The organism is Curtobacterium sp. WHRI 8282 (assembly GCF_040223925.2).
In the GTDB taxonomy this organism is placed as follows: domain Bacteria; phylum Actinomycetota; class Actinomycetes; order Actinomycetales; family Microbacteriaceae; genus Curtobacterium; species Curtobacterium flaccumfaciens.
The window spans coordinates 903,360-929,382 of the sequence record NZ_JBEHCD020000002.1; the positions used below are offsets into that span (position 1 = coordinate 903,360).

General features: G+C 72.1%; 19 protein-coding genes. 13 read left to right on the forward strand and 6 right to left on the reverse strand.

Going from position 1 to position 26,023, the window contains the following annotated elements; all coding sequences use genetic code 11:
* Positions 1 to 104 precede the first annotated feature (104 nt).
* Complete coding sequence (locus ABRP24_RS10495) at positions 105 to 3,866, forward strand: multifunctional oxoglutarate decarboxylase/oxoglutarate dehydrogenase thiamine pyrophosphate-binding subunit/dihydrolipoyllysine-residue succinyltransferase subunit (RefSeq protein WP_027465834.1); 3,762 nt, start codon at positions 105 to 107, stop codon at positions 3,864 to 3,866.
* A 78-nt stretch (positions 3,867 to 3,944) separates the two neighbouring features.
* On the opposite strand, the gene ABRP24_RS10500 is transcribed toward ABRP24_RS10495, so the two are convergent.
* Positions 3,945 to 4,385, reverse strand: a complete 441-nt coding sequence (locus ABRP24_RS10500; protein ID WP_027465835.1) for a GNAT family N-acetyltransferase — start codon at positions 4,383 to 4,385, stop codon at positions 3,945 to 3,947.
* A 114-nt stretch (positions 4,386 to 4,499) separates the two neighbouring features.
* On the opposite strand from ABRP24_RS10500, the gene ABRP24_RS10505 reads away from it, so the two are divergent.
* Complete coding sequence (locus ABRP24_RS10505; protein WP_349848759.1) at positions 4,500 to 5,081, forward strand: hypothetical protein; 582 nt, start codon at positions 4,500 to 4,502, stop codon at positions 5,079 to 5,081.
* 50 nt (positions 5,082 to 5,131) lie between these two features.
* Positions 5,132 to 6,565: a LamG-like jellyroll fold domain-containing protein gene (locus ABRP24_RS10510; RefSeq protein WP_349848761.1), complete on the forward strand. Its 1,434-nt coding sequence runs from the start codon at positions 5,132 to 5,134 to the stop codon at positions 6,563 to 6,565.
* A gap of 28 nt (positions 6,566 to 6,593) precedes the next feature.
* On the opposite strand, the gene ABRP24_RS10515 is transcribed toward ABRP24_RS10510, so the two are convergent.
* Together ABRP24_RS10515 and ABRP24_RS10520 are read right to left on the reverse strand one after the other, a co-directional pair.
* A complete protein-coding gene (locus ABRP24_RS10515) occupies positions 6,594 to 6,836 on the reverse strand; it encodes a zf-HC2 domain-containing protein (protein WP_027465838.1) in 243 nt (80 codons plus the stop codon).
* Positions 6,833 to 7,684, reverse strand: a complete 852-nt coding sequence (locus ABRP24_RS10520; protein WP_110864006.1) for a sigma-70 family RNA polymerase sigma factor — start codon at positions 7,682 to 7,684, stop codon at positions 6,833 to 6,835. The genes ABRP24_RS10515 and ABRP24_RS10520 overlap by 4 nt, the downstream gene beginning before the upstream one ends.
* A gap of 81 nt (positions 7,685 to 7,765) precedes the next feature.
* Here ABRP24_RS10520 and aroA point away from each other — a divergent pair, with 81 nt between their 5' ends.
* The 4 genes from aroA to hisN all read left to right on the forward strand — a co-directional run bounded on the left by aroA (position 7,766) and on the right by hisN (position 12,593).
* Positions 7,766 to 9,151: a 3-phosphoshikimate 1-carboxyvinyltransferase gene (aroA, locus tag ABRP24_RS10525; protein WP_349848763.1), complete on the forward strand. Its 1,386-nt coding sequence runs from the start codon at positions 7,766 to 7,768 to the stop codon at positions 9,149 to 9,151.
* 3 nt (positions 9,152 to 9,154) lie between these two features.
* Complete coding sequence (rsgA, locus tag ABRP24_RS10530; protein WP_232750222.1) at positions 9,155 to 10,201, forward strand: ribosome small subunit-dependent GTPase A; 1,047 nt, start codon at positions 9,155 to 9,157, stop codon at positions 10,199 to 10,201.
* A gap of 411 nt (positions 10,202 to 10,612) precedes the next feature.
* Positions 10,613 to 11,785, forward strand: a complete 1,173-nt coding sequence (locus ABRP24_RS10535; protein WP_349848766.1) for a hypothetical protein — start codon at positions 10,613 to 10,615, stop codon at positions 11,783 to 11,785.
* A gap of 19 nt (positions 11,786 to 11,804) precedes the next feature.
* The gene (gene hisN, locus ABRP24_RS10540; RefSeq protein WP_349848768.1) at positions 11,805 to 12,593 is read left to right on the forward strand and encodes a histidinol-phosphatase; all 789 of its coding nucleotides are present in this window, start codon (positions 11,805 to 11,807) and stop codon (positions 12,591 to 12,593) included.
* Here the strand turns inward: hisN and ABRP24_RS10545 are convergent.
* Positions 12,590 to 14,170, reverse strand: coding sequence for an MFS transporter (locus ABRP24_RS10545; RefSeq protein ID WP_349848770.1), 1,581 nt, complete (start codon positions 14,168 to 14,170; stop codon positions 12,590 to 12,592). The two genes, hisN and ABRP24_RS10545, sit on opposite strands and share 4 nt — an antisense overlap.
* 525 nt (positions 14,171 to 14,695) lie before the next feature.
* On the opposite strand from ABRP24_RS10545, the gene ABRP24_RS10550 reads away from it, so the two are divergent.
* The 6 genes from ABRP24_RS10550 (at position 14,696) to ABRP24_RS10575 (ending at position 24,063) form a co-directional block, all read left to right on the forward strand.
* A complete protein-coding gene (locus ABRP24_RS10550) occupies positions 14,696 to 17,395 on the forward strand; it encodes a LuxR C-terminal-related transcriptional regulator (protein ID WP_349848772.1) in 2,700 nt (899 codons plus the stop codon).
* 486 nt (positions 17,396 to 17,881) lie between these two features.
* Positions 17,882 to 19,696, forward strand: coding sequence for a glutamine--fructose-6-phosphate transaminase (isomerizing) (gene glmS / locus ABRP24_RS10555; RefSeq protein ID WP_071406356.1), 1,815 nt, complete (start codon positions 17,882 to 17,884; stop codon positions 19,694 to 19,696).
* A 163-nt stretch (positions 19,697 to 19,859) separates the two neighbouring features.
* On the forward strand, positions 19,860 to 20,573 hold the full coding sequence (locus ABRP24_RS10560; protein WP_301601082.1) for a M50 family metallopeptidase: 714 nt from the start codon (positions 19,860 to 19,862) through the stop codon (positions 20,571 to 20,573).
* Between the two features lie 88 nt (positions 20,574 to 20,661).
* Positions 20,662 to 22,047, forward strand: a complete 1,386-nt coding sequence (locus ABRP24_RS10565; RefSeq protein WP_349848775.1) for a PLP-dependent transferase — start codon at positions 20,662 to 20,664, stop codon at positions 22,045 to 22,047.
* Positions 22,048 to 23,352, forward strand: coding sequence for an LLM class flavin-dependent oxidoreductase (locus tag ABRP24_RS10570; protein WP_349848777.1), 1,305 nt, complete (start codon positions 22,048 to 22,050; stop codon positions 23,350 to 23,352).
* A gap of 147 nt (positions 23,353 to 23,499) precedes the next feature.
* On the forward strand, positions 23,500 to 24,063 hold the full coding sequence (locus ABRP24_RS10575; RefSeq protein ID WP_302475822.1) for a heme-binding protein: 564 nt from the start codon (positions 23,500 to 23,502) through the stop codon (positions 24,061 to 24,063).
* An 81-nt stretch (positions 24,064 to 24,144) separates the two neighbouring features.
* On the opposite strand, the gene ABRP24_RS10580 is transcribed toward ABRP24_RS10575, so the two are convergent.
* Both ABRP24_RS10580 and ABRP24_RS10585 read right to left on the reverse strand, forming a co-directional pair.
* On the reverse strand, positions 24,145 to 24,801 hold the full coding sequence (locus tag ABRP24_RS10580) for a response regulator transcription factor (protein ID WP_138803651.1): 657 nt from the start codon (positions 24,799 to 24,801) through the stop codon (positions 24,145 to 24,147).
* Positions 24,798 to 25,991, reverse strand: coding sequence for an ATP-binding protein (locus ABRP24_RS10585; protein WP_349848780.1), 1,194 nt, complete (start codon positions 25,989 to 25,991; stop codon positions 24,798 to 24,800). The genes ABRP24_RS10580 and ABRP24_RS10585 overlap by 4 nt, the downstream gene beginning before the upstream one ends.
* Positions 25,992 to 26,023: the final 32 nt, after the last annotated feature.

Genomic DNA, 26,023 nt, shown 5'->3' on the forward strand with positions numbered 1-26,023 from the left:
ACGGAACGGACATGTCGGAGCGGCTAGGCTTGGCACCTGTGCGGCGCAGGGTTGCTCCGCACGACACACACGAGCATCTATCGACGGAGAGTGGGCGATCGGCTGTGTCGAGCCATCTGACCGGAACGGACGAGACCGCGGGCGAATTCGGGGCGAACGAGTGGCTCGTCGACGAGCTCTACGAGCAGTTCGTCGCGGACAAGGAGTCGGTCGACAAGTCCTGGTGGCCGGTCCTCGAGAGCTACCACCGCACGCAGGTCGCTGACGCTCCGGCTCCGGCGGGGGCCCCCGCACCGCAGGCACCGGCACAGCAGGCGCCGACCCAGCAGCAGTCCTCGACGCAGCAGCCGGCCACCGGGGACACCCCGGGCGAGGCGAAGTCGGGCCCGATCCAGGCGAAGACCACCTCGCGCCAGCCGGCACCGCAGCCGATCCCGGCCGAGGCGAACGACGCCGCCGACGACCACGAGGAGACCCACGAGGACGTGGCGACCCCGCTCCGGGGCATGGCGAAGACGCTGGCGTCGAACATGGACGCCTCGCTGACGGTCCCGACCGCCACGAGCGTCCGGACCATCCCGGCGAAGCTGATGATCGACAACCGGATCGTCATCAACAACCACCTACGACGCGCCCGCGGCGGCAAGATCTCCTTCACGCACCTGATCGGGTGGGCGATGGTGCAGGCGATCAAGGACTTCCCGAGCCAGAACGTCTTCTACGAGGAGCGCGACGGCAAGCCGTTCGTCGTCGCCCCGGCGCACGTGAACCTCGGCATCGCGATCGACGTCCCGAAGAAGGACGGCACCCGCTCGCTCCTGGTGCCGAGCATCAAGCGTGCGGAGACCCTGACGTTCGGGCAGTTCCTCTCCGCCTACGAAGACCTCGTCAAGCGTGCCCGCGACAACAAGCTCACCCCGGCGGACTTCCAGGGCACGACGATCTCGCTCACCAACCCGGGCGGCATCGGCACCGTGCACTCGGTCCCGCGTCTGACGAAGGGGCAGGGCTCGATCATCGGCGCCGGCGCCCTCGAGTACCCGGCGCAGTTCCAGGGTTCGGCGTCGAAGACCCTGATCGAGCTCGGCATCGGCAAGACCATCACCTTGACGAGCACCTACGACCACCGCGTCATCCAGGGCGCCGGTTCGGGCGAGTACCTCAAGCACGTGCACGAGCGCCTCATCGGCGAGCACGGCTTCTACGACGGCATCTTCGCGGCGCTCCGGATCCCCTACAAGCCGATCCAGTGGGCGAACGACATCAACGTCGACCTGGCACACCGGGTGAACAAGACCGCGCGCGTGCAGGAGCTCATCAACAGCTACCGCGTCCGTGGACACCTGATGGCCGACATCGACCCGCTCGAGTACCGCCAGCGCACGCACCCCGACCTCGAGATCGAGAGCCACGGGCTGACCTTCTGGGACCTCGACCGCGAGTTCGTCACCGGTGGGCTCGCCGGCACCACCTCGGCACCACTGCGCGACGTCCTCGGGATCCTGCGCGACGCTTACTGCCGCACGGTCGGCATCGAGTACATGCACATCCAGGACCCGGAACAGCGTCGCTGGGTGCAGGAGCGCATCGAGGTGCCGTACTCGAAGCCCTCGAAGGAAGAGCAGCTCCGGGTCCTCGGCAAGCTCAACGAGGCCGAGGCGTTCGAGACCTTCCTGCAGACCAAGTACGTCGGCCAGAAGCGCTTCTCGCTCGAGGGCGGCGAGTCCACCATCGCCTTCCTCGACACCCTGATCCAGCACGCCGCCGGAGCCGGACTGGCCGAGGTCGCGATCGGCATGGCCCACCGTGGCCGCCTGAACGTGCTGACGAACATCGCCGGCAAGACCTACGGGCAGATCTTCCGTGAGTTCGAGGGGTCCTCGCTGCCGGGCACGGTGTCCGGTCAGGGCTCCGGCGACGTGAAGTACCACGTCGGCACCGAGGGCGTGTTCCGCACGTCCGACGGCTCGAGCATCCCGGTGACGATCGCCGCGAACCCGTCCCACCTCGAAGCCGTCGACGGCGTGCTCGAGGGCATCGTCCGCGCCAAGCAGGACCGCGAGGCCCCCGGCAGCTTCGGTGTGCTCCCCGTGCTCGTGCACGGCGACGCGGCGATGGCCGGTCAGGGTGTGGTCGTCGAGACGCTGCAGATGTCGCAGCTCCGTGGCTACCGCACCGGCGGCACGGTCCACCTCGTCATCAACAACCAGGTCGGGTTCACCACCCCGCCCGAGTCTGCGCGCAGCTCGGTGTACTCCACCGACGTCGCGAAGACGATCCAGGCACCGATCTTCCACGTGAACGGTGACGACCCCGAGGCCGTCGCCCGCGTCGCCGAACTCGCCTTCGCGTACCGCGAGGAGTTCCACCGCGACGTCGTGATCGACCTGATCTGCTACCGCCGTCGTGGGCACAACGAGGGCGACGACCCCTCGATGACGCAGCCCCTGATGTACAACCTCATCGAGGCGAAGCGCTCCGTCCGCACGCTGTACACCGAGGCCCTCGTCGGCCGCGGTGACATCACGCAAGAGGAGTACGACGAGGCGCACCGCGACTTCCAGGACCGCCTGGAACGCGCCTTCGCCGAGACGCACGAGGCGCAGACCGGCACCATCCCGGTGATCGAGGTCGACGACGACGGCGCGGTGCAGGGGCTCGAACGCCCGGCCGCGCAGCGCGACGACTCCGAGGTCGAGGTGCACGAGACCGCCGTGTCCGAAGAGCTCGTCCGGGCGATCGGTGACGCACACAGCAACCCGCCCGCCGGGTTCTCCATCCACCCGAAGCTGCAGCAGCTGCTGACCAAGCGCACCGAGATGACGCGCAACGGTGGCATCGACTGGGCGATGGCCGAGCTCATGGCGATCGGGTCGATCCTGGTCGAGGGCAAGCCCGTCCGCCTCGCCGGGCAGGACGCCCGACGCGGCACGTTCGTCCAGCGCCAGTCGGTGTTCCACGACCGGGTGAACGGCCAGGAATGGCTGCCGCTGTCGAACCTCACCGAGGACCAGGCCCGGTTCTACGTGTACGACTCGCTGCTGAGCGAGTACGCGGCGATGGCGTTCGAGTACGGCTACTCGGTGGAGCGCCCCGAGTCCCTCGTGCTCTGGGAGGCACAGTTCGGCGACTTCGCGAACGGCGCCCAGATCGTCATCGACGAGTTCATCTCGTCCGCCGAGCAGAAGTGGGGTCAGCGCTCCGGCCTCGTCCTCCTGCTGCCGCACGGGTACGAGGGCCAGGGGCCGGACCACTCGTCGGCACGCATCGAGCGCTACCTGCAGCTGTGCGCCGAGGACAACATGATCGTCGCGCGCCCGTCGACCCCGGCGTCGTACTTCCACCTGCTCCGCCGTCAGGCGTGGGCCCGGCCGCAGAAGCCGCTCGTCGTGTTCTCCCCGAAGGCGATGCTCCGGCTCCGTCAGGCGACGAGCGCGGTCGAGGACTTCACGACCGGAACGTTCGAGCCCGTGCTCGACGACGCGCGGATCACCGACAAGGGTGCCGTGCGCCGCGTCGTGCTGCACTCCGGCAAGGTGCACCACGACCTGCGTGCCGAGGTCGACAAGCGCGGCATCACCGACGTCGCACTCGTCCGGCTCGAGCAGCTCGCCCCGCTCCCCCTCGACCGCCTGCTCGAGGTGCTGGCGGGCTACCCGGACGCCGACGTCGTGTGGGCGCAGGAAGAGCCGGAGAACCAGGGCGCCTGGCCGTTCGTCTGCATGAACCTGTCGCCGCACCTGGGCGGCCGCCCGTTGTCCGTGGCGGCCCGCTCGGCGAGTGCCGCACCGGCCACGGGTTCCTCGAAGCGCTCCGCACAAGAGGCCGCCGAGGTCATCAGCACCGCGTTGAGCGCGTCGGCCTAGCCACGAGGAAGCGCCCCGTGCGGGAGTCCGAGGGACTCCGGCACGGGGCGCTTCGATGTTCGCCGGGAAGCGGCGGCGCTACGCGATCTTCGTGTACCGCACCCCGGCGTCGTGATACCCGCGCTTCTGGTAGAAGCGGTGCGCGCTGTCCGTCGCGGCCGCACTGACGGCACTGAGGCGACGCGCGCCCTGCTCGACCGCCCATGCTTCGAACGTGCCGATGAGCGCCGAACCGGTGCCGAGCCTCCTGGCCGTGTCGTCGACGACCAGCAGCAGCAGCTGCGCCGTCGGCTCGTCGCTGGCGTACGCCCACGTGACCTGCGCGCCGGCGACGGCGACGACCCGTCCGTCGTCCCCCCGGACCACCCAGGTGCGGTGCCCGGCTTCGGGAGTGAGCCGGTCGAGGCGGGCGCGCATCGACGCGTCGTCGACGTCGTGACCGAGCAGGCGGACGAGGGCGGCGACGTCGGCGACGTCCGTGTCGGACCAGGTGGTGGTCGACTCGACGGAGAGGGTCATGTCGGCCAACCTACCCGGGCCGTCGGTCGTGTTGCGACGGGCTTCCATAACAACTGATATTCATATACGCTGCTGTCATATCACCCGCCGGGTGAACCGACCGACAGGACAGCCATGCACATCACCTCCCGCCACGGCCGCACCGCCGCCTGGATCGCCTTCCCGCTCGCCGTCGTCGCCAGTGGCGCACTCATCGCCACGGCCTCGTACGCCGCCTTCTCGAGCAGCACCGACAACGCCGCGAACAGCTGGCGCACCGGTGCCGTCTCCCTCACCGACGACGACCAGGGCGTCGCGATGTTCGACGTCGACGACCTGGTGCCCGGGTCCGCCGGATCGAACTGCATCACCGTGACGGCGAACACCACCAACGCCTCGACCGTGAAGCTCTTCACCGCCAACGCGGCCGACGACGACGCACTCGCCGAGCACGTCGGGCTGACGGTCGAGCGCGGCAGCCTCGGCACCCCCGACGACTGCAGCACGTTCACCACGACGACGACCGTGCACGACGGCACGCTCGCCGGCCTCATGGAGTCCGAGTCCTTCGGCGCCGGCGTCGACGCGTGGAAGCCGGCGACGGGTACGGCGAGCACGACCTACCGCGTCAGCTACGACCTGAGCGAGGGCGCCCCGAACACCGTGCAGTCGTCCGAGGCGGGCACCACGTTCGTGTGGGAAGCGCAGACCGACTGACCCCGTCCCGAACCCGACCCGTCCCACCCGCCCGACCCGAGGAGCAGCCGATGCCGAACGCCTCCACCCGCCGTCACGTCCGCTGCGCCGGCGACGTGCCCCGGCTGCTCCTCGCGGTCACGGCACGCACGGTCCTCTGGTCGGCCCTGCTGCTCGCGCTGTGGGCGTCGCTCCCCGCGGCCCTCGGGTGGCACGTCACGACGGTCGTCTCCGACTCGATGGCCCCCGGCATCCGGACCGGGGACGTCGTCGCCGCGATGCCCGTCGACCCGGACGACCTCGAAGCCGGACGGGTGCTGCTCGTCGAGGACCCGGACCACCGGGATCGTCTTCGTCTGCACCGGCTGGAGCGCATCGAACCGGACGGGGGCCTGCGTCTGCGCGGGGACGCGAACCCGACGGCCGACCGAACTGCCGTCGCCCCGGACGCCGTCCTCGGTGTCGGGGTGCTGCGGTTCCCGTGGATCGGGCTGCCGGGCGTCTGGATCCGCGGGGGCGACTGGACGTCCCTGCTGCTGGCCGGCGTCGTCACCGCCGTGCTCGTCGTCGCCGGGCGAGCCGATCGGGACATCGTCGCCGGTCGCCCGTGCGACACCTGCGGCACGCCGCGCCGTGACCTCCACTCACCCGTCGTCGCGGAGCCCCGGACGGCGACCGTCACCGCTCCGACGTCGACCACCGTGCCGGTCGCGGTGTTCACGGCAGCGGCCATCACCCTCACGCTGGTTGCAGGCGCGGGCGCGGGCGCCGGGTTCAGCGGTTCGACCGGCACCGCCTCGGCACTCGGCACCGGCGGGTTCGGGTGCTTCCACCAGCCCGCACCCGGCACGGCACTCGCGTGGGACTTCGCAGAGAAGAGCGGCCCCCGGGTCGTGGACTCGAGCGGGTCCGGGGCCGACGGCACCTTCACGCCCGCCGCTGCCCGGGTCGACGCCGACTGCGCCACGAACCCGTACGCGACGTTCCGGACCGAGGACGGGGCCGAAGGGTGGGCGGTCACCGACACCGCGGTCGCCGCTCCGAACGCCTTCACGATCGAGGTCTGGTTCCGCACCCAGGACACCGACGGCGGACGCGTGTTCGGCTTCGGCTCGGACCGCTCTGCGGCGTCCCAGTACCGCGACCGGCACCTGTACATCGGTGCCGACGGAGTCCTGCGGTTCGGCGTCGAGGGATCAGGGTCGCAGTTCAAGTTCACGCTGGGATCGACGGCGACGGTCACCGACGGCGAATGGCACCACGCGGTCGCGACGTTCCAGTCGCGATCGATGGCGCTCTGGGTCGACGGCCAGCTGCAGGGCACCCGTTCCGACGCCGTCACCCTGCGGCAGTACGCCGGACACTGGCGCGCCGGACGCCAGACGCTGGCCGGTTGGCCGAACGCCGGCGACTACGTCTACACCGGCGACGTGGACACGGTCCGGGTGCACGAGCGCGTCCTCGACGCAGCGGCGATCACCCGCGCGTTCCAGGCCGGCCGCTGACGCCCGGCCGTTCGACGGAGCCGTGCTGTCAGTGCGTCGCCTGCTCCACCCGGATGCGCGCGAGGATCTCGCTGCGCAGCTGGTCGGGAGCGGTCTCCTTGCAGGCGCGACGGACGGTCTCCATGAGCACGACGCCGACGCGGTGCTCGGTCTGGCAGTCCTCGCAGCCGTCCATGTGCTCGCGGATGTCCGCGGCGTCCTCGTGGCGGAGCTCGTCGTGCAGGAACTCCTCGAGTTCGGCCTTCGCCTTCGAGCAGTCGCAGCCGCTCATCGTGCGTCCTTCCGTCCGGTGCGACCCGTGGCCGCGGTTGCCTTCGTCGTCTGTGCCGCGCCTCGTCCCCGTCCACGCATCGTCGCCGTCGACGCTGCGTCCGGGACGATGCCGGTCTCACGGGCGTGGTCCGCCAGGAGCCCACGGAGGAGCCGGCGGCCACGGTGGAGGCGGCTCATGACCGTCCCCACTGGGGTCTTCATGATGTCGGCGATCTCCTGGTACGAGAAGCCTTCGACATCGGCGAAGTACACGGCCATCCGGAAGTCCTCCGGGATGGCCTGCAGTGCGTCCTTCACGGCGGAGGACGGCAGGTGGTCGATCGCGTCGGCCTCGGCGGACCGGGCGGAGATCGACTGGGTGACGCTCTCCGCGCCGCCGAGCTGCCAGTCCTCGAGCTCGTCGATCGTGCCCTGGTACGGGTTCCGCTGGTTCTTGCGGTACGTGTTGATGAACGTGTTCGTGAGGATCCGGTACAGCCAGGCCTTCAGGTTCGTGCCCTGCTTGAACTGGCGGAACGCGGCGAAGGCCTTGACGAACGTCTCCTGCACCAGGTCCGACGCGTCGGCCGGGTTGCGGGTCATCCGCATGGCCGCACCGTAGAGCTGGTCCATGAAGGGCAGCGCCTGGTCCTCGAAGAGGGACCGCAGCTCCCCTTCGGAGACGGTCTTCGCGTCCACCGGCTCGTCTGCGGCGTCGTCGAGGGCTTCGTGCTCCTCTTCGACGGCGTCGAGCTGCACCTCGGTCTCGTCGACCAGGTGGTGCGGAGCTGCCTGCGGTTCGTCGGTCGTCATCGCCGCCAAGTCTAGGCCGAGCGTGCCGAGGGTCGTCGGCACCGCGGTCAGCACGGTCGCCGTGCCGGTCCGCTCTCGTGCGAGTGTTGCTGTTGCCACTGATCCTCCCGGTGCGTTCAGTACCCTGGTGAACCGATGGCAGACACGACGCATTCCCACAGCGGGGCCCAGCCCGCCGACCCCTGGATCGCCCCGGTCGCAGGGGGTCCGCTGCGCGGCGACGTCGCGCTGCCCGGGTCGAAGTCGCTGACGAACCGGGAGCTCGTGCTCGCGGCCCTCGCGGACGGCCCCTCGACGATCCGGCTCCCGCTGCACTCCCGTGACTCGGCGCTGATGATCGCGGGCCTCCGTGCGCTCGGCGTCGGCATCGAGGAGCTCGAGCCGGCGGCCGGCACCGCCCCGAACCCCTACGGCCCGGACCTCCGGATCACGCCCGCCCCGATGCACGGCGACGTCCGCCTGGACTGCGGGCTGGCCGGCACCGTGATGCGCTTCCTGCCGCCGCTCGCTGCCCTGGCCGTCGGGCCCGTCACGGTCGACGGCGACCCCTACGCCCGCAAGCGACCGATGCACGCCATCGTGCAGGGACTGGTGGACCTCGGTGTGGACGTCACGGACGACGGCGGCGGTTCGATGCCGTTCTCGTTCACCGGCACCGGCTCGGTCCGCGGTGGCGCCCTGACGATCGACGCCTCGGCGTCCTCGCAGTTCGTCTCCGGGCTGCTCCTGTCGGCGCCCCGCTTCGACGAGGGCCTGCACCTCACCCACGTGGGCGAACGCCTGCCGAGCATGCCGCACATCGAGATGACCGTCGCGGCGCTCCGTGCCCGCGGCGTCCGCGTCGACGAGCCGTCGGTCGGCGAGTGGATCGTGCACCCGGGCCCGATCGGCGCGCGTGACGTCACGATCGAGCCCGACCTGTCGAACGCGGCGCCGTTCGCCGTCGCCGCGCTCGTCGCCGGCGGCACGGTGCGCATCCGCACCTGGCCCGCCGAGACGACGCAGGTCGGTGCCGACCTCGAGACGCTCCTGCCCCTGTGGGGGGCGAGCGTGGCTCGTGACGGTGACGACCTGGTCGTCGACGGCGGCCTCGGGATCCGGGGTGGGGCCTCCTTGCCGGGTCTCGAACTCGACCTGAGCCGCGGCGGCGAACTCGCCCCGGCGCTCGTCGCGCTGGCCGCGCTGGCCGACGGCCCGAGCGAGATCACCGGCATCGGTCACCTGCGGGGGCACGAGACGGACCGCCTGGCCGCGCTGGCGGCGGACCTCAACCGGTCTGGAGGCGCGGTGCACGAACTCGACGACGGCCTGCGGATCGAACCGGCGCCGCTCCACGGCAGCGCCTGGGGCGCGTACGACGACCACCGGATGGCGACCGCGGGGGCGATCGTGGGCCTCGTCGTCGACGGCGTCGCCGTCGACGACATCGGGTCGACCGCGAAGACGCTGCCGCAGTTCCCGGAGCTGTGGGCGGCGCTCGTGGCGTCCTCGGTGGCCGCTGCACCGGCGAGTGGGGACTGACGCATGAGCTGGTGGGACGACACCGACGGTGACGACTCCGACGGGGACGAGCCGTACGGGCAGTACGACGAGTCGAGCGTGCGGGTGCGCCCCAACCCGAAGGGCAACCGACCGCGCACGAAGACCCGTCCGACGTACGACGACGCCCCGGTCGGCTGGGTGACGAACGTCGACCGCGGGCGGTTCGGCGTGCTGATCGACGACCACGTCATCACGGCGACGAAGGCCCGCGAGCTCGGCAAGAAGTCCGTCGTCACGGGCGACCACGTGTCGCTCGTCGGGGACGTCTCCGGCGACCCGGGCTCGCTGGCACGCATCGTGAAGGTCGCCGAGCGCACCACACTGCTGCGGCGGAGTGCCGACGACTCCGACGAGGTCGAGCGCGTCATCGTGGCGAACGCCGACCAGATGCTCATCGTGGTGGCCGCCGCCGACCCCGAGCCGCGCACCCGTCTGATCGACCGGTACCTGGTGGCCGCGTTCGACGCCGGCCTCGACCCGATCCTCTGCATCACGAAGACCGACCTCGCCGACCCCGCTGCGTTCCTGGCGCACTTCGCGTGCCTCGACCTTCGGATCGTGACGAGCCGATCGGACGACGTCCCCTTCGAGGCCCTGCACGAACTGCTCGACGACAAGGTGACCGTGACCGTCGGGCACTCCGGTGTGGGCAAATCGACCCTGGTGAACGCCCTGACCGGGTCGACGCGCGCGATCGGCGTCGTGAACTCCGTGACCGGTCGCGGGCGGCACACGTCGTCGTCGTCGATCGCGCTGCGGGTCCGCGACGGCGGGTGGATCATCGACACGCCGGGTGTGCGGTCCTTCGGCCTGGGGCACGTCGACCCCGCGAACGTGTTCCGGGCGTTCGCGTCGCACGCCGTGCCGGTGCTGCCCGCGCGGGACGGCATCCCGCTGGCGCAGGCGCACGACTGGGAGATCGTCGACCGGGTGCAGGACGGGGAGCTGGGGCCGACCGGCGTCGAGCGGCTTGACTCGTTCCGGGCGCTGCTGACCGGGATGGGCGCGTCCGACCCCGGTTCCGAGTAGGGCGCGGCGGTGCGGCTGGTCGGCGACTGGCCGGCGCTGGTCGGGGTTGGTCGGCGGCTGGTCGGCGGCTGGTCACGACACCCCGCCGTGTGTGCGTCGAGCGGTCACGAACTGTCGACTGGCGACGCGGCACCCGACAGATCGTGACCACTCGAGCGCCGGCGCGCGGTGAGTCGTGACCACTCCGGCGGGCGCCCTCTCGCACCGGCGCGCGGTCTCCGCACCCCTCGCACCGTGCATACCTCGCACCGTGCCCCCCTCGCACCGTGCGAGGGGCGCACGAATGGTGCGAGGTTGTGCACTCCGTGCGGGCTCGCGCGCCTCGCACCGAGTGCACAACCTCGCACCGGACGACGCCTCGACACCGGGCCGGCGTCGACAAGCGCGCACCGGGGTTGTACAGTTGCGGTCGTGTCTGAAGTTGCAAAGTACAACTTTGCGCCGACCCCCGCTGTCGACGCCCCGTCCCCGAGCACGACGACGACGTCGCACGCGCACCACTCCCCCACCCACAAGTCCCCACGAGCCCCGAAGCCGCAGCGGTCTGACAGCGTCCTGCGCCCCGCCGGCCTCGGTCGTGTGCTGCTGACGTTCGCCTCGCACATCCTCGTGCCGCTGTTCCTGGCCGCCGGCATGGGTCTGGCCTACCTCGGTGCCTTCCACGCCCCGGCACCCCAGGAACTGCCCGTCGGCATCGTCGGCCAGGGTGCGGCCACCCAGGTGTTCGCCCAGACCGTGACCGACCAGTCCGACGGGGCCCTCGTGGCCCACGTCGTCGCCTCGACGAAGGCGGCCGAGCAGCAGGTGCGCGACCGCGACCTCGCCGCCGTGTACGCACCGACGGCGACGGGTGCCACGCTCTACGTCTCGACCGCCGCGTCGGAGACGACCGCGAGCGCCGCGCAGAAGGTGTTCCTGCCGATCGCCTACGACCAGCACGTGCCGTTCCGGGTCGTCGACGTCGTACCCACGGGCGACCAGGACACCACCGGCCAGGGGCTGTTCTTCCTGCTCGTGGCCCTGAGCGTCGGCGGGTACGCGTCCGCGATCGCCGTGGCCTCGGTCGCGACGAAGCTCCGTGCGGTGTGGACCGCGGTCATCGGGCTCGCCACCGCAGGGGTCGTCGCCGGCATCGGCGTGATCGTCGCCGGACCGATCTACGGCGTCATCACCACCCACCACTGGCAGGTGTTCCTGTTCGCCTGGCTCTACGACGCGATCATCGTCGCGCTCGGCGTCGGGCTGCACCCCGTGCTCGGCCGGTGGACCACCCCGATCCTCACGATGCTGTTCGTGATGCTGAACTTCACGTCGTCCGGCGGGATCTTCCAGCCGGCGTTCCAGCCCGGCTTCTTCGCCGCCCTGCACACCTTCTGGAGCGGTGCCGCGTGGCTGCAGGCCGCACAGGACCTGCAGTACTTCCCGGACGCCTCGCTCGGGCGTTCGTCGCTCGTGCTCGCCCTCTGGCTGGCCGCCGCGCTCCTGCTCTGCGTCGTCGTGCACGGGCTCGTCGCCCGCCGGACCCGCGTCGCCCGCGAGCGCGAGGTCACCCGGCTCGAGGAAGAAGAGGTCGTCGCCGCGTAGCGACGGTAGGTTGGGCGACGTGGACCTCAGCGCCGACCTGGACTTCGCCCGCTCCCTCGCCGACACCGCCGACGCGATCAGCCTCGAGCGCTTCCGTGCCGCCGACCTGCACGTGACGAAGAAGGCCGACAGCACGCACGTCACCGACGCCGACCAGGCCGTCGAACGGGCCCTGCGCGAGCGACTCTCCACCGAGCGACCGGACGACGCGTTCCTCGGCGAGGAGACGACGGCGGACACCGGGGCCGAGGCCGTCAGCGAAGGGCACCGCCAGTGGGTGGTCGACCCGATCGACGGCACGGCCAACTACCTGCGCGGCGTCCCGGTGTGGGCGACCCTCATCGCGCTCGCGGTCGACGGCCGCCCGGTGCTCGGCGTCGTCAGTGCGCCCGCCCTCGGCAAGCGCTGGTGGGCGGCCGAGGGCTCCGGCGCGTTCTCGCTGGACGGACCACTCCGGGTCTCCGGGGTGTCCGAGCTCGCCGACGCGAGCCTGAGCTACAACAGCATGCAGCAGTGGGACGACGACGACCGCCTCGAGCCGCTCGTCGACCTGTCGCGCCGGGTCTGGCGCACCCGGGCCTACGGCGACATGTGGTCGTACATGATGGTGGCCGAGGGCGTCCTCGACGTCGCCGGCGAACCGGACCTGAAGCCGTGGGACATCGCGGCCCTCGTCCCCATCGTCGAAGAGGCCGGCGGTCGCTTCACCTCGCTCGACGGCGACCCCGGGCCGTGGCACGGCAGCGCCCTCGCCTCGAACGGCCTGGTGCACGATGCCGTGGTCGAGGTCATCCGCCGCGACTCCTAGGTCCGGTCGGCGCGCCGACCACCCCGCTCGGCGGACCCCGACGCCTCGGTCCGCTCGGCGGACCCCGCAGCCGAGCCAGGGTGTTCGGACTCCCCGTCGGCCCGCCGCGCCGCCCGCCGACGCGCCACCAGGTCCGCACCGGCCAGTACGAGCGCCAGCGCCATCAGCGACACCGTGAACGTCGTGCCGCTGCGGAACGCGTCGTGGTACGCGTCGAGACGCCCGCCCGACCCGCCGGATCCCGACCCCGCCGCCTCACTCCGCACGATCCCGTAGAAGATGCTCGTCGCGACCGCGGTGCCGATCGCCGTGCCGACACGCTGCCCGAGCTGCTGCATCGACCCCGCCACCCCGGACTGTTCGACGGGGATCTCGGCCAGGGTCAGGGTCTGGTTCGGCGACACCACGAACCCGCCACCGAGTCCGCCCACCAGGAACGCGCCGGCCATCGCCCACGGCGTGACTTCCGGCGGGGTGGCGACGGCGGCGACCATGAGCAGCAGGAAGCCGACGACGACCATCCCGAGCCCGGCGACCACCAGCGCCCGCCCGACCCGGTCCACGATCCGTCCGCCGATGTAGGAGCCCACGGCACTCGCCGCGGCGAAGGGGATGCTCACCATGCCGGCGAACAACGGCGACAGCCCGAGGCCCTCCTGCAGGTACAGCGTGACCATGAGGAACGACGCCGGCAGGGCCGCGAAGTAGACGGCCACGATCGACAACCCGTTGCGGTACGACGACAGCCGGAACAGCTCGAAGTGCACCACGGGCGACTTGCCCTGCCGCTTGAACCGCTGCTCCCAGAGCACGAACAGCACGAGGAACACCGCGAAGCCGACGAGCCAGAACCAGCGGCTCGCGGAACCACCGCCGCCACTGGTCAGCACGAACGGCAGCATCAGGGTGATGATGGCGGCACCGAGCAGCAGGATGCCGACGACGTCCAGTTCGCGGTCCTGCGCCTTCCCCTGGGCACCCTTCGGCAGCAGGCGGACGGCGAAGAGCAGTGCGGCGATCCCGAGGGGCACGTTCATCCAGAACAGCAGCCGCCAGCCGGATTCCTCGCCGCCGATCGCGATGAGGCCACCGCCGATGGTGGGCCCGAGCGCGGTGGAGATGCCGATCATCGCCCCGAACAGCCCGAACGCGCGGCCCCGCTCCGGTCCGCGGAACAGCTGCTGCACCAGTCCGATGACCTGGGGCATCTGGATCCCGGCGGCGAAGCCCTGCAGGATCCGGGTGACGATCAACACCTCGATGTTCGGGGCGACGGCGCACAGCAGGCTCGATCCGGTGAACGCGCTGAGGCCCACGATGAACATGACACGCCGGCTCTTCAGGTCGCCGAGTCGACCCGCTGGCACGAGGGCGAGGCCGAACGCCAGCGCGTACCCCGCCACGATGAGCTGGAGCGACGAGCTGGTGGCCCCGAGGGACTGCTCGATCGAGGGCAGCCCGACGTTCACCTTGGACAGGTCGAGGATCGTCAGGGCCGCGACCGCCACGCAGACGGCGAAGGCCCGCCACCGGGTGCGGTCATCGAGGCGGGCGTCGGTCGGTTCGGCGTTGGACATCCCGTCCGTGCTACACCTGCGACGACGAACGGGGTCCGGACAGACCTGTACCCCGGTTCCGTCCGGCTGACCCGGATCGGGGTGCAGGGGGCGGGTGCCACACCCCCCTCGTGGCCCCCCGTACTGGGGGCACCGTTCTGGACATCTGCTCACCGGAGTCCGCTCGGCGGGCCGGTACCTGAGTTATCGTGCTCCAGACGGCAGGTCACGTGATGCTCTCGGATTCCCTAGATCCGGACGGCGGAACAGACCGGTCGTGTTCGTCCGAAGACCCTAACCCGAGGGGTGATACAGACGATGACATCATCGTTCCCGAGCGGAACCGAGTGCACCCACACTCGTCGACCGCATCCAATCCACGACAGTTCCGGCGCGCGCTCAGTCGCCGCCGCTCGTCCGTACTCCGCCACGGTCACCCGCCGTGCAGCAGTCCGGTCCGCCTCCGTGCGCCCCGTCGCAGCGACCCCCGTGTTCGCCGACGCCCTCCTCGCAGCATCCGCCTCCGGACCCGGAGGCCGGTGAGTCATGGCACTCACCGGTCGACGTCTCGAGGTCGACCGGATCGCGACCCTCGCAGTGCTCCCACGGGAGTCCGCGATGGTCGTGGTCGGCGACCCTGGTTCCGGACGCAGCAGCGTCCTCGACGCGGTCTCGAACCGCGTTTCCCTCCCCGTCGTCCGGGTCGGTGTCAACGGGAGTGAATCCCGCTGGCCACTGGCCGGGGTGACCTCCCTGTTCACCGCGCTCGACGACCCCCGAGCGACCGCACACATCGCCCACCTGCTGCAGGCCGGCGGGACCGCGGCCGCCGTGACGGCCGGGCTGGCGGCGGCGCACGACTTCCTCGACGCCGTGCACGCCCTGACCCTCCCGCCGACGCTCGTCCTCATCGACGACCTCGACCGGATGGACACGGAGAGCCAGGAGCTCATCGCGTTCCTCGCCGGACGACTCGCGGGCACCGCCCTGCGCGTCGTGGCGACGGTCCGCTCGGTGCCGTCGGACGGTCCGCTCGCGGCCCTGCCGATCCTGCGCATCGAACCGCTGCCGTCGGACGAGGCCCTGGTCCTTGCCCGGGCCATGGCACCGGCCGAGGCGAACGACGGTGTCCTCGCCGTCCTCGCCGAGGAGACCGGTGGCAACCCCGGCGCGCTCCGCGAACAGCTCGCGGTGCTCACCCGGGAGCAGCTCACCGGCGCGGAGCCGATCGTGCTCCCGCTCCGACCCACTCCGACGACCGAGGCCATCGCGGCGCTCGCACTCGGGCCCGCCGCGGGACGCGATCTGGACGTCCTCGCGAAGCTCGCCCTGGTGCCCGTCGCGAAGACCACGGCGTGGGACCGCGACGAGCTGGACGACCTGGTCGGGGCCGGTCTCGCGACCGTCCGCGGGCAGAGCGTCACCGTCCGGCACCCGCTGGTCCGTTCCGCGCTCTACTGGCGGATGCCCGCCCGTGACCGTCGTGCGGCACACGCCGAGCTGGCCACGGCGAGCGCGGAGACCGACCCGCGGTCGGCTGCGTGGCACCGGAGCTTCGTCGACGACGTCCCCGACGTGGTCGCGCTGCTCCAGGCTGCACGGTCGTACGTCGTGGACGGCAACGTGCACGCCGCGATCGCGCTGACCGAGCGTGCCCTGCACATCGGCGGTGGGACCGAGGACGAGCACGTCGCGCTCCTCGGGGTCGCGGAGGCCATGCTCGGCAAGCGCCTGCTCGGCTTCGCTGCGCGGTACCTCGCGGCGCTCCGTCCGTTCCGGACGACGCCGAACGAGGTCCGCCGGCTCCGGCTGCAGTACTCGGCCGAGTACCTCAGCGGTGACGCCGTGCACGCGGACGAGCTGCTCGTCCCCGTCGACGCGACGGACCCGGCCGAGGTGGACGCCGTCGCCGGGCTGATGGCCATGGTGGCGTGCTTCCGTGCCGAGGCGTGGGAGCTCGACCAGGCGAAGGACCTGCTGCACCGGATCGAACCGCTCGAGGGTTCGGCGTCCGCGCACACCCTCGAGATCGCGACGACCGCGCGGGAGCTCATCGCCGCCGTGGACGGCGTGCTGCCGCCCGACACCGAGCTGCACGACGGGCTCGCGACCTCGGAGCTCGTGGCGATGTCGGACCCGGCTCTGCTGCTCCTCGCCCACGCGCTGAGCATCGGCGAGCGCTACCGGAGCGCGCGACGGGTGTTCGCACTCGTGCTCGCCCGGGGGCAGGAGACCGCGGCGGTGTGGACCGAGGCGGCCCGCTATCTGACGTCCGAGAACGAGGTGCGCTCCGGCAACTTCCGGCAGGCGCTCCGCGCGATCGACGTGTGGGAGTCCGGTTCGTCCGTCGCCGAGCGGTTGCGTGAGCCCTCCCGGGCGATCGCCGTCGCGTGGCGGCACTTCGCCGAGGGCCGTTCCGCCGAGGCGCTCGACGTCGTGGACCGGTGCCTCGAGCACCGATCGACGAGTCGGCTCTGGGGTGCGACGGCGAAGCTGCACGCGCTCCGCGGCAAGGTCCTGCTGCTCGACGGCCGCCTCGACGAGGCAGCCACCGCGCTCGAGGCCGCCGACGCCATCGGTCGGTCGCTCCGGAACCCCGCGGTGCTCCGGCACCTCGGCGACCTGGTCGAGGCGTACGTGCGTCTCGGACGGACCGACGACGCGCGGACGATCACGGCCCGCCTGGCGGCGGACCACCATGCCCGTCCCGGGCGCTGGGGTGCCCTCGTGCTGGCGCGGAGCCTCGCGCTCGTCGCCGACGACACCACCCGCGAGACGGCTCGTCGCCGTGCGCTGGAGCTGTTCCAGCCGCACGACTCGCAGTACGAGCGGGCTCGCACGTTCGCGGCGCTGGCCGCGGTCGGCAACCCGGCCGAGCGTCCGCGCCTCGGTGCGGCGGCCGCAGCGGCGTACGAGGCGGCCGGCCTGCGTCGACCGCTGGTGACGCCGGCGCCGGCCGCGGCGATGCCGCAGTTCGGCTCGGGCTCGTCATCGATCCGGTCCGCACCGGTGCTCTCGCCGGCGTTCCCGGGGACGCCGCGCAGTGCCCCCGACGCGTCGGCGGTGCTCACGTCGCTGACCGCCGAGGAGCGTGCGGTGGTGCAGAAGGTCACCGAGGGGTACCGCAACCGCGAGATCGCCTCGTCGCTGTTCATGTCGCAGCGCACGGTGGAGCTGCGGCTCACGCAGATCTACCGCAAGGTCGGCGCGCGGTCGCGATCGCACCTGGTCGCGCTCCTCACGTAGGAGACCGCACATCCAACCGGGCTCGCAGGCTCGCCCGGCGCTGGGTCCGCGCGCCGCTGGCGCGTCGCTCAGAGCGAAGACCGCGCGGGAGGCCCGGTACCAGCTGGTACCGGGCCTCCCGTCCGTCGTCGCTCGCGTGGTGCGCCGGCGGTTGCGGGAGTCCGCACGCGACCGCAGCGCGGTGTGCCCCCGCACGCGGGGAACCGCAAGAGCGTCCGACGGGTGTTGCCGTGTGGTCGGCGGCGGGTGAGGCTTCTCCTGCACCGACCGCCGTGCCCCTCCCCCGGGGGCCAGCCCGCGGTACCCCGTCCGGTACCCGAACCCCTCGGCCCAACGACACCGACGTCCGTCCTCGCCTGATCCGAGGACGGGCGTCGGTTCCCGGGCCGGGAGGCCCCGGACGCGCGGCAGACCCGACGGCGGTCGGTGCCGCACCAGTCCCACCTCCCCGTTCCACCCACCCTCGTTCCCCCGAAGGGACAGCCGATGTGCGGCATCATCGCGGCCCGCGTGTCTGACGACGCGACCCCCTACCTGCTCGACGGACTCGAACGACTCGAGTACCGCGGGTACGACTCCGCCGGCATCGCCGTCCGGACGGCCGTCGGCCGCACCGAGACGATCCGCTCGGTCTCCCGCGTCGGCGACCTGCGCACCCTCGTCGCTGCACGCTCCGGTGACGCGCTCACCGGCGTCGGCATCGGCCACACCCGCTGGGCCACGCACGGTGCCGTGCGCGAGGCGAACGCGCACCCGCACGCCGACTGCACCGGCCGGATCTCGATCGTGCACAACGGCATCGTCGAGAACGCGGACCGGCTGCGCCAGACGCTCGAGGCGCAGGGCCACCGCTTCCGGTCCGACGTCGACTCCGAGGTCATCGCGCACCTGGTCGAGCGTGCGTTGGCGGTCGACCCGGACCTGATGCTCGCGGTGCAGATCGCGACGGCGCAGCTCGAGGGCTCGTGGGCGATCGTGGTCCTGGACGCCCGGGACGGCCGCATGGTCGTGGCGGCGGATCGTTCGCCGCTCGTCGTCGCCCGCTCCGGCCGCGGCGACTTCGTGGCGAGCGACATCGGCGCGATCGCCGAGTGGTGCGAGACCTTCGTGGCGCTGCGCGACGGCGACGTCGTCGAGCTCGGTGAGGCCTGGACCTGGTCGTCCGACGGCATCACGGTTCCCGTGCCGTTCCCCACGCCGTCCCCGTTCGCCGCCGCCGCGCTCGACCTCGGCGACCACACCGACCACATGGCGAAGGAGATCGACGAGCAGGCCGACGTCGTCGCGACGATCCTGGACCGGGTGACCCGCCGCACCGCCGACGGCAGCATGTGGGTGGGCCTCGGCCTGGCCGGCTTCCACCGGCTGGCGATCGTCGCCTGCGGCACCTCGCTGAACGCGGGCCAGGTGATCGCGACCGCCCTGCGCGGGATCGGTGGTGTGCCGACCGACATCGTCGTCGCGAGCGAGGCCGACCAGGCAGTGCTCGGTCCGGGCACCCTGGTCGTCGCGATCAGCCAGTCCGGTGAGACCGCTGACGTGCTCCGTGCCCTGGACCGGTTCGAGGACCGCCACCCGGTGCTCGCGCTGACGAACAACATGCACTCCTCGCTCGCCCGACGGGCCGACGCCGTGCTCGACTGCCACGCCGGCCCGGAGATCGGCGTCGCCGCCACGAAGACGTTCACGGCGCAGGTCGTCGTCGGCGTCGCGGCGATGATCTCCGCGATGGTGGCCTCCGGCCGCATCGAACCGTCGCGCGCGCAGGTGCTCGTCGACGAGCTGCTCGACCTGCCGGCACGGATCGAGCACGCCGCGCGGGTGTCCGCCGAGCGGATGCCGCTGCTGGTGTCGAGCGTCAAGGAGGCGACGGGCTTCCTGTTCCTCGGCCGCGGTGCCGGACTGCCGTACGCCGCCGAGGGCGCCCTGAAGCTCAAGGAGCTCAGCTACCGCTGGGCCGAGGCGTACCCCGCCGGCGAACTCAAGCACGGGCCGCTCGCGCTGGTGGACGACGGCACCCCGGTGGTCGTCATCGACCACGGTGAGCCGAAGATCCAGTCGGCGATCGCCGAGGTCCGGGCCCGCGGTGGCTTCGTCATCACGATCGGCGGCGAATCGGCGGACATCCCCGCGCTCGGACGCCGTGGCACCGGGGACCTGGCCTGGGGTGCGATGACCGCGCCGTGGGGTCCGCTCGAGGCCGTCGTGCCGCTGCAGATGCTCGCACGGGAACTGGCCCTGCAGCTCGGGTGCGACGTCGACAAACCCCGGAACCTCGCGAAGTCGGTGACGGTCGAATAGCCGGGCGCCGACGCGTGAACCGCCTGACGGTGTTCCTCGCCGTCCTCACCGCCCTGGCGATCACCGGCACCGTGGTCCTGGTCACGGTGGTGCTGACGACGCCCGTGCTCCCCTGACGCCGGTCCCGCAGGGTCTTCCTGGGCGGGGCTGCGATGCTGGTCACTTGACCACCGCAGCCCCGCCCCTCGTCTTCGTCGCGCTCCTCGTCGGCGCCGTCCTGCCGTTCGTGCCGTTCGTCGGCCGCGTGGCCCGCATCGCCGCGACCATCGCGCACGAGGTCGGGCACGCGATCGTCGTCGTGCCGTTCGGCGGGCGGATCCAGCGGATCGAGCTGCACCCGGACGGGTCCGGCGAGGCCTGGGTCCAGCTCGGCCGGGTGCCCGGCGGCATCCGGTGGCTCGTCCGGATCCTGAACCTGTACGCCGGGTACAGCGCACCCCTCTGGGCGGGGGTGCTCCTGGTGACCGGGGTGCTGCACGGCTCCCGCTGGCTGCCCGTGGTGGTGCTCGCGGTCATCGGGCTCGTGGCGCTGGCGTTCGTCCGGAACTGGTTCGGCCTGCTCGTCGTGCTCGGCTTCGACGCGCTCGCCCTGTGGGTGGCCGTCCGCCCGTCCGAGACGACCGTCCTGGTGGTCGCCGCCGTCGGGGCGTTCTTCGTCGTCGACGGCCTGCGCTCGGTGGTGCAGGTCGGTCGCTGGCTCGTCACCGGCGCCCGGGTACAGACCGACTTCCGCATCGCCGCGGCCGAGATGCGGGTTCCGGCGTCCCTGTGGTTCGTGCTGTTCGTCGCCGTGAACGCCGTCGCGGTGTGGCTGGCGCGCGAGCCGCTGCTCCAGGTCTGGGACACCGTCGCCGCCGGGGTCCGCGCGCTCGTCTGAGGCTGCGCTCGCGTAACCGGGGGCCGCAATCGCCTGTCCGCGCCGAGGGGCTGCGAGGCTACCGCCAGACGACCCCCGGAGGTGTCCCATGGCGACCGACGACCACGGCTTCGCGACCGAGCAGGTACACGGCGGCTTCGTGCCCGACGCCGGGCACGGCGCCCGGGTCCCCGCGATCCACATGTCCTCCGGGTTCCTGTTCGACGACTTCGACCAGGCCCGTGACCGCTTCGCCGACACCGACGACGGCTACACCTACACGCGTCTCGGCAACCCGACGAACGCCGACGTCGAGCGCCGCGTGGCGTTGCTCGAACGCGGTGTCCAGGCGATCCTGGTCGGCAGCGGTCAGGCGGCGGCGACCGTGGCGTTCCTCGGCCTGCTGCAGGCCGGCGACCACGTCGTCAGCGCCCGCAGCATCTACGAGGGCACGCGCGGCCTGCTGCTGCAGAACCTCGGCCGGCTCGGCATCGAGGTCGACTTCGTCACCGACGCCCGCGACCTCGATGCCTGGGCCGCCGCGGTCCGACCGAACACGAAGGCGTTCTTCGCCGAGACGATTCCGAACCCGAAGAACGACGTCCTCGACATCACCGGCGTCGCCGAGACCGCACACCGCGCCGGCGTCCCGCTGATCGTCGACAACACCCTCGCCACGCCGTACCTGGTGCGCCCGGTCGAGCACGGCGCGGACATCGTCGTGCACTCGGCGTCGAAGTTCCTGTCCGGCCACGGAGCCGGACTCGGCGGCGTGGTCGTGGACGGCGGTCGGTTCGACTGGACCGCCGCCCCCGAGCGCTGGACGCACCTGACCAGCCCCGAGCGGTCCCTCGGCGGCGAGAGCTACGCCGAGCGGTACGGCAACCGGGCGTTCGCCGTGTTCGCCCGCGACGTCGTCGCCGCACGCATCGGTCCGGCGCCGTCCCCGTTCAACGCGTTCCTGCTCCGCCAGGGCATCGAGACGCTGTCGCTGCGGGTGGAACGCCACTGCGCGAACGCGCTGGCCGTCGCGTCCTGGCTGGACCAGCAGCCGGAGGTGACGAGCGTCGACCACGCGGGCCTGGCCTCCAGTGGGTTCCACGACCTCGCCCAGCGCTACCTGCCCCGCGGGGCCGGGTCCGTCTTCGCCTTCACGCTCGCCGGTGGCGAAGCCGCCGCGCGGGCGTTCATCGATGCCGTGCAGCTGTTCAGCCGGATGACCCACCTGGGCGACGTCCGCTCGCTGATCCTGCACCCGGCCACCACCACGCACGCCGGCCGCACGCCGGAAGAGCGCGCCGAGCAGGGCATCAGCGACGGCCTGATCCGCCTGTCGGTCGGCATCGAGGACGTCGCGGACCTGCTCCGCGACCTGGAACGCGGGTTCGCCGCGGTGCGGTCCGCAGACGCCGCCGGCGGCCTGGAGGCACGTGGAGCGTCGGACGCGCGGCGCACGGCCGCCGGTGGGCCGGCACTCGACCGGCAGGAGCGCTGAATGGCCGAGCTGCAGCACTTCGGGTACTTCTTCTCGCGCGGCTTCGGCCCGCAGGCCTGGGGACGGTCCGACTGGGACTGGGGCCACGACTGGACGAAACCGGACCTGTACCAGCAGTCCGTCCGGACGCTCGAGCAGGCCGGCATGGACCTGGTCATCGCCGAGGACGCCGTCTCGCTCGGCTCCCCCGCGACCCTCGACCTGCGCATCCGGCAGGCGTACGGCGGCCCGAAGCACGACCCGCTGCTGCTCGCCCCGTACCTGTTCGCCGCCACCTCGCACATCGGCATCGCGCCGACCGTCAACGCCGGCATCACCCCGCCGTACCTGGCGGCACGGCAGTTCGCGACCCTGGCGCACCTGTCCTCGGACCGGCTGGGCATCAACGTCGTCACCGACGTCGGCAGCGCACGCCACGCCGGCCTGCCGCCGCTGCCGCACGACCAGGCGTACGACCGCGCCGAGGAGTGGATCACCCTGCTCCGCCGGCTCTGGCACTCGTGGGGCGACGCGTACGTCGGCGCGCCGGACTCGTGGCACTTCGCGGATGGCGACGCGCTCGACGCGTTCCACCACGAGGGCGCCCACTTCACCGCCGACGGTCCGCTCAACGCCCTGCCGCTGGCGTCGGACCCCGTGGTCGTGTCCCCAGGTGGCTCGGGCCGAGGGCTCGCGTTCGCCGGGGCCCACTCGGACGTGCAGCTCGCGCTCGCGCCGCTGTCCGCCGCCGCGGTGACGGACTACCGCGCCCGGGTGATCGCGGCAGCCGAGGCGGCAGGGCGGTCCACCGCGGACCTGCGGATCCTGTTCGTGCTCAAGCCCGTCATCGTGTCCTCGCCGGAGGAGGCCGACCGCATCGTCGCGGCGTCCGAGCACCCCACCGACGACGCCCTGCGTGCGGCGGCGATCGCGTGGTCGAGTGACTCGGAGACCGACCTGCTCGCGCTCGACCTGGACGCCCCGGTGCCCGAGGGGACCTTCGGTGAGCACGTCTCGGCCGGCACGATCCGCGGGCTGCTCGGGGACACCCCGGACGCACCGCTGCGGGAGCTGCTCGCCCGCAAGGCACGGCAGGGGCGGATCGCGTCACGCTCGGGGTTCGTGGGGACCGCCGACGAGTTCGCGGACTTCATCGAGGAGCTCGGCAGCGACGCCGACAACGACGGGATCATCTTCTCGGGTGACCTGCACCCGGCGCAGATCCACCGGATGTTCGGCGACCTGGTGCCCGTGCTCCGGCGCCGTGGACTCCTACGACGGGAGTACGGCGCCGGAGGGATCCGAGCGAACCTGTTCGACTTCTAGCGGAAGCGGCTGCGTCTGCGTCGCTGTCCGGCGGCACGGGCGCCCCGTCGACCGTTCGGTCCGGATCCGCGGTCCGGACGGTCGATGTGTGGCACCGCCCGTCGGCGTGAGGCTGGACCCACCACACCGAACGGAAGGTCCTCCCCCATGCGTCTCCCCCGCACCCTCGTCGCCACTGCCGCCGCAGCCCTCGCCGTCACCGGCATCACGGCCGGCGCAGCCGTCACCTCGTCGAACAGCGCCTCCGCCGACGTCCGCACCACCACGGACGCCCGCACCGTCGCCGTCACCGGCGATGCCGTCGTCGAGTCCAAGCGGCTGAGCTCCGCCGACGCCATGCGGGCGGCCTCGGCCGCCCTCGCCGCCGCAGAGGCGGACGGCTCCGGCTTCGTCAGCGTCTCGGTCGTCGACCGCAACGGCCAGCTGCAGGCCTTCGTCCGCGGCGAGAACGCCGCTTCCCACACGATCAGTGCCTCGCGGCAGAAGGCGTACACCGCCGCGGCCTTCGGGTCGCCGACGTCCGAACTCGCGAAGCGCGCCACGGGCGACAACGCCGGGCTGAAGGACCTGCCCGGCACGCTGTTCCTCGCCGGGGCCGTGCCGGTCAAGGCGGGCGAGGCCTCCATCGGCGGCATCGGTGTCGGCGGCACCCCGTCGGGTGCCACGGACCAGGAGTACGCGCAGGCCGGGCTCGACGCGATCACGAAGTGACCCGGCGACGTCGGGGCGTGCTCCGACGACGCTGAGTCCGTCACGGCGACGGCGGGACGACCATCGGTCGCCCCGCCGTCGTCACGTCGTCGGGCCGTCCGGCGACCGCGCGGGGTGCGCCAGGCCGTCGAGGGCGATGATGCCCCGTCGGGTCGCCTCGGCCACCGCCCCGGCTCGGCCGTCGACACCGAGCTTCGCGAACACCCGCACCAGGTGCGTCTTCACCGTCGACTCGCTCATGAAGAGCCGCCCCGCGATCAGCCGGTTCGTCGAGCCGTCGGCGAGCAGTTCGAGCACGTCGAGCTCACGAGGGGTCAGGGTCTCGTCCGGTCGGCGACCACGGTCGAGCATGCGTTCCGCCACGGCCCGCGTGTACACGGCGGTCCCGGTGGCCGCGGCCCGGACCGCGGCGGCGAGTTCCTCGGCGGTCGCGTCCTTGAGCAGGTAACCCGTCGCCCCGGCATCGAGTGCCCGCATTATCGACACGTCGGTCGCCGTGGCCGTGAACACGAGCACGCGAGTGGTCCTCACCAGTCCGGGGATCAGGTCGACGCCGTTCCGCGTCCCCAGGCCCAGGTCGAGCACGACGACGTCCGGAGCTGCATCGGCGACCAGGGCGCTCACGGCTTCCGGGTCGCCGGTCGAGGCGACGACCTCGATGTCGGGGAAGGTCCCGAGGATCGCGGCGACACCGGACCGGAGCACCGGGTGGTCGTCGACGAGCAGGACGCGGGTCATGGTTCCTCCAACGGGACGGTCGCCCGCAGCACCGTACCGTCCGGGCCGGAGCGGATGTCGAGCGTGCCCCCGACGGCCTCGAGTCGCCGGCGCATGATCGTCAGGCCGTGTCCCCCGGTCGGCCCTGGCGTGACCGACAGGCTCGGGTCGAAGCCGCGGCCGTCGTCGCGGACGACGACTGCGACCGAGTCGTCCTGGTTCCGGAACTCGAGCGAGATCGACGCAGCGCCGGCGTGCCGTTCGGCGTTGCCGAGCGCCCCCTGCGCGCTCCGCAACAGGGCCATTGCACGTATCGGTGTCAGCGTCTGCGGCTCCCCGACTACCGACCAGCGGGCGCCCACGCGCTCGGCGGCCGTGGAGAGGGCGGCCGTCAACGAGTCGGTCAGCCCGTCCGCCGCGCCGTTCGCTGACTCGCCGGCGTCCGGTCGGTCTGCTCCGAGGCCGTCGACCAGCGCACGGGTGTCCACCACCGCGCTGCGCAGTGCACGGCGTGCCTGCTGCGCGAGGGCGTCATCCCCGGACCGTTCCGCGGCTTCGGTCAGGAACAGTGCGCCCGCCACCGACTGCACCACCGTGTCGTGCAGCTCAGCGGCGACGTGCTGGCGTGCTTCGAGTGCGCCGGCCCGCCGCTCGGAGGCAACGAGTCGCGCGCTGGTGGCGACGAGCTGCCGGACGGTTCGCGACCGCTCGTGCAGTGCCACCCGCGACACCACGATCGCGGCGAGGAACACCGAGCCGGACAGCAGACACCCCACGAGCAGCCCGGGGTCGTCGTTCCCGGTCAGACGGGGCACCGAGACCGCTGCGACGACGATCGCCGCAGCGCTTGCGAGCGTGGCCGGCACGACCCGCGCGGTCGTCTGCAGCAGGACCACCAGCGGGACGACGCTCCACGCGGCGCTCGGGGCGACCACGACGAGCACGACCGCGAGCAGCGCCAGCCCGAGGGGCACCGCGACAGGGACCGGCCGGCCCAGGAGCACGACGGCGCTGGCCGAACCCGCCGCGATCAGGGCGACTCCGAGCGCGACCGCGACGACGTGGTTCGGCTCACCGGCGTGGAACTGGTGGTACCGCAGCGTTCCGACGGCAGTGACGAGCGCCACGGCAGCCGCTGCGAGGGCGCTCGCCCTACGGCTGAGGAACTGGCCGAGCCCGTGCCAGGACGACGAGGGTGGGACCGGGGGCACCGCACCAGGGTACGGACCCCCGGTCGGAGATC

Coding starts and splice junctions, on each gene's coding strand:
- ABRP24_RS10500 (WP_027465835.1), bottom strand. CDS start 4,385: ATGACCCTCTCCGTCGAGTCGACCACCACCTGGTCCGACACGGACGTC.
- ABRP24_RS10505 (WP_349848759.1), top strand. CDS start 4,500: ATGCACATCACCTCCCGCCACGGCCGCACCGCCGCCTGGATCGCCTTC.
- ABRP24_RS10510 (WP_349848761.1), top strand. CDS start 5,132: ATGCCGAACGCCTCCACCCGCCGTCACGTCCGCTGCGCCGGCGACGTG.
- ABRP24_RS10515 (WP_027465838.1), bottom strand. CDS start 6,836: ATGAGCGGCTGCGACTGCTCGAAGGCGAAGGCCGAACTCGAGGAGTTC.
- aroA (WP_349848763.1), top strand. CDS start 7,766: ATGGCAGACACGACGCATTCCCACAGCGGGGCCCAGCCCGCCGACCCC.
- rsgA (WP_232750222.1), top strand. CDS start 9,155: ATGAGCTGGTGGGACGACACCGACGGTGACGACTCCGACGGGGACGAG.
- ABRP24_RS10545 (WP_349848770.1), bottom strand. CDS start 14,170: ATGTCCAACGCCGAACCGACCGACGCCCGCCTCGATGACCGCACCCGG.
- ABRP24_RS10550 (WP_349848772.1), top strand. CDS start 14,696: ATGGCACTCACCGGTCGACGTCTCGAGGTCGACCGGATCGCGACCCTC.
- glmS (WP_071406356.1), top strand. CDS start 17,882: ATGTGCGGCATCATCGCGGCCCGCGTGTCTGACGACGCGACCCCCTAC.
- ABRP24_RS10565 (WP_349848775.1), top strand. CDS start 20,662: ATGGCGACCGACGACCACGGCTTCGCGACCGAGCAGGTACACGGCGGC.
- ABRP24_RS10570 (WP_349848777.1), top strand. CDS start 22,048: ATGGCCGAGCTGCAGCACTTCGGGTACTTCTTCTCGCGCGGCTTCGGC.
- ABRP24_RS10575 (WP_302475822.1), top strand. CDS start 23,500: ATGCGTCTCCCCCGCACCCTCGTCGCCACTGCCGCCGCAGCCCTCGCC.
- ABRP24_RS10580 (WP_138803651.1), bottom strand. CDS start 24,801: ATGACCCGCGTCCTGCTCGTCGACGACCACCCGGTGCTCCGGTCCGGT.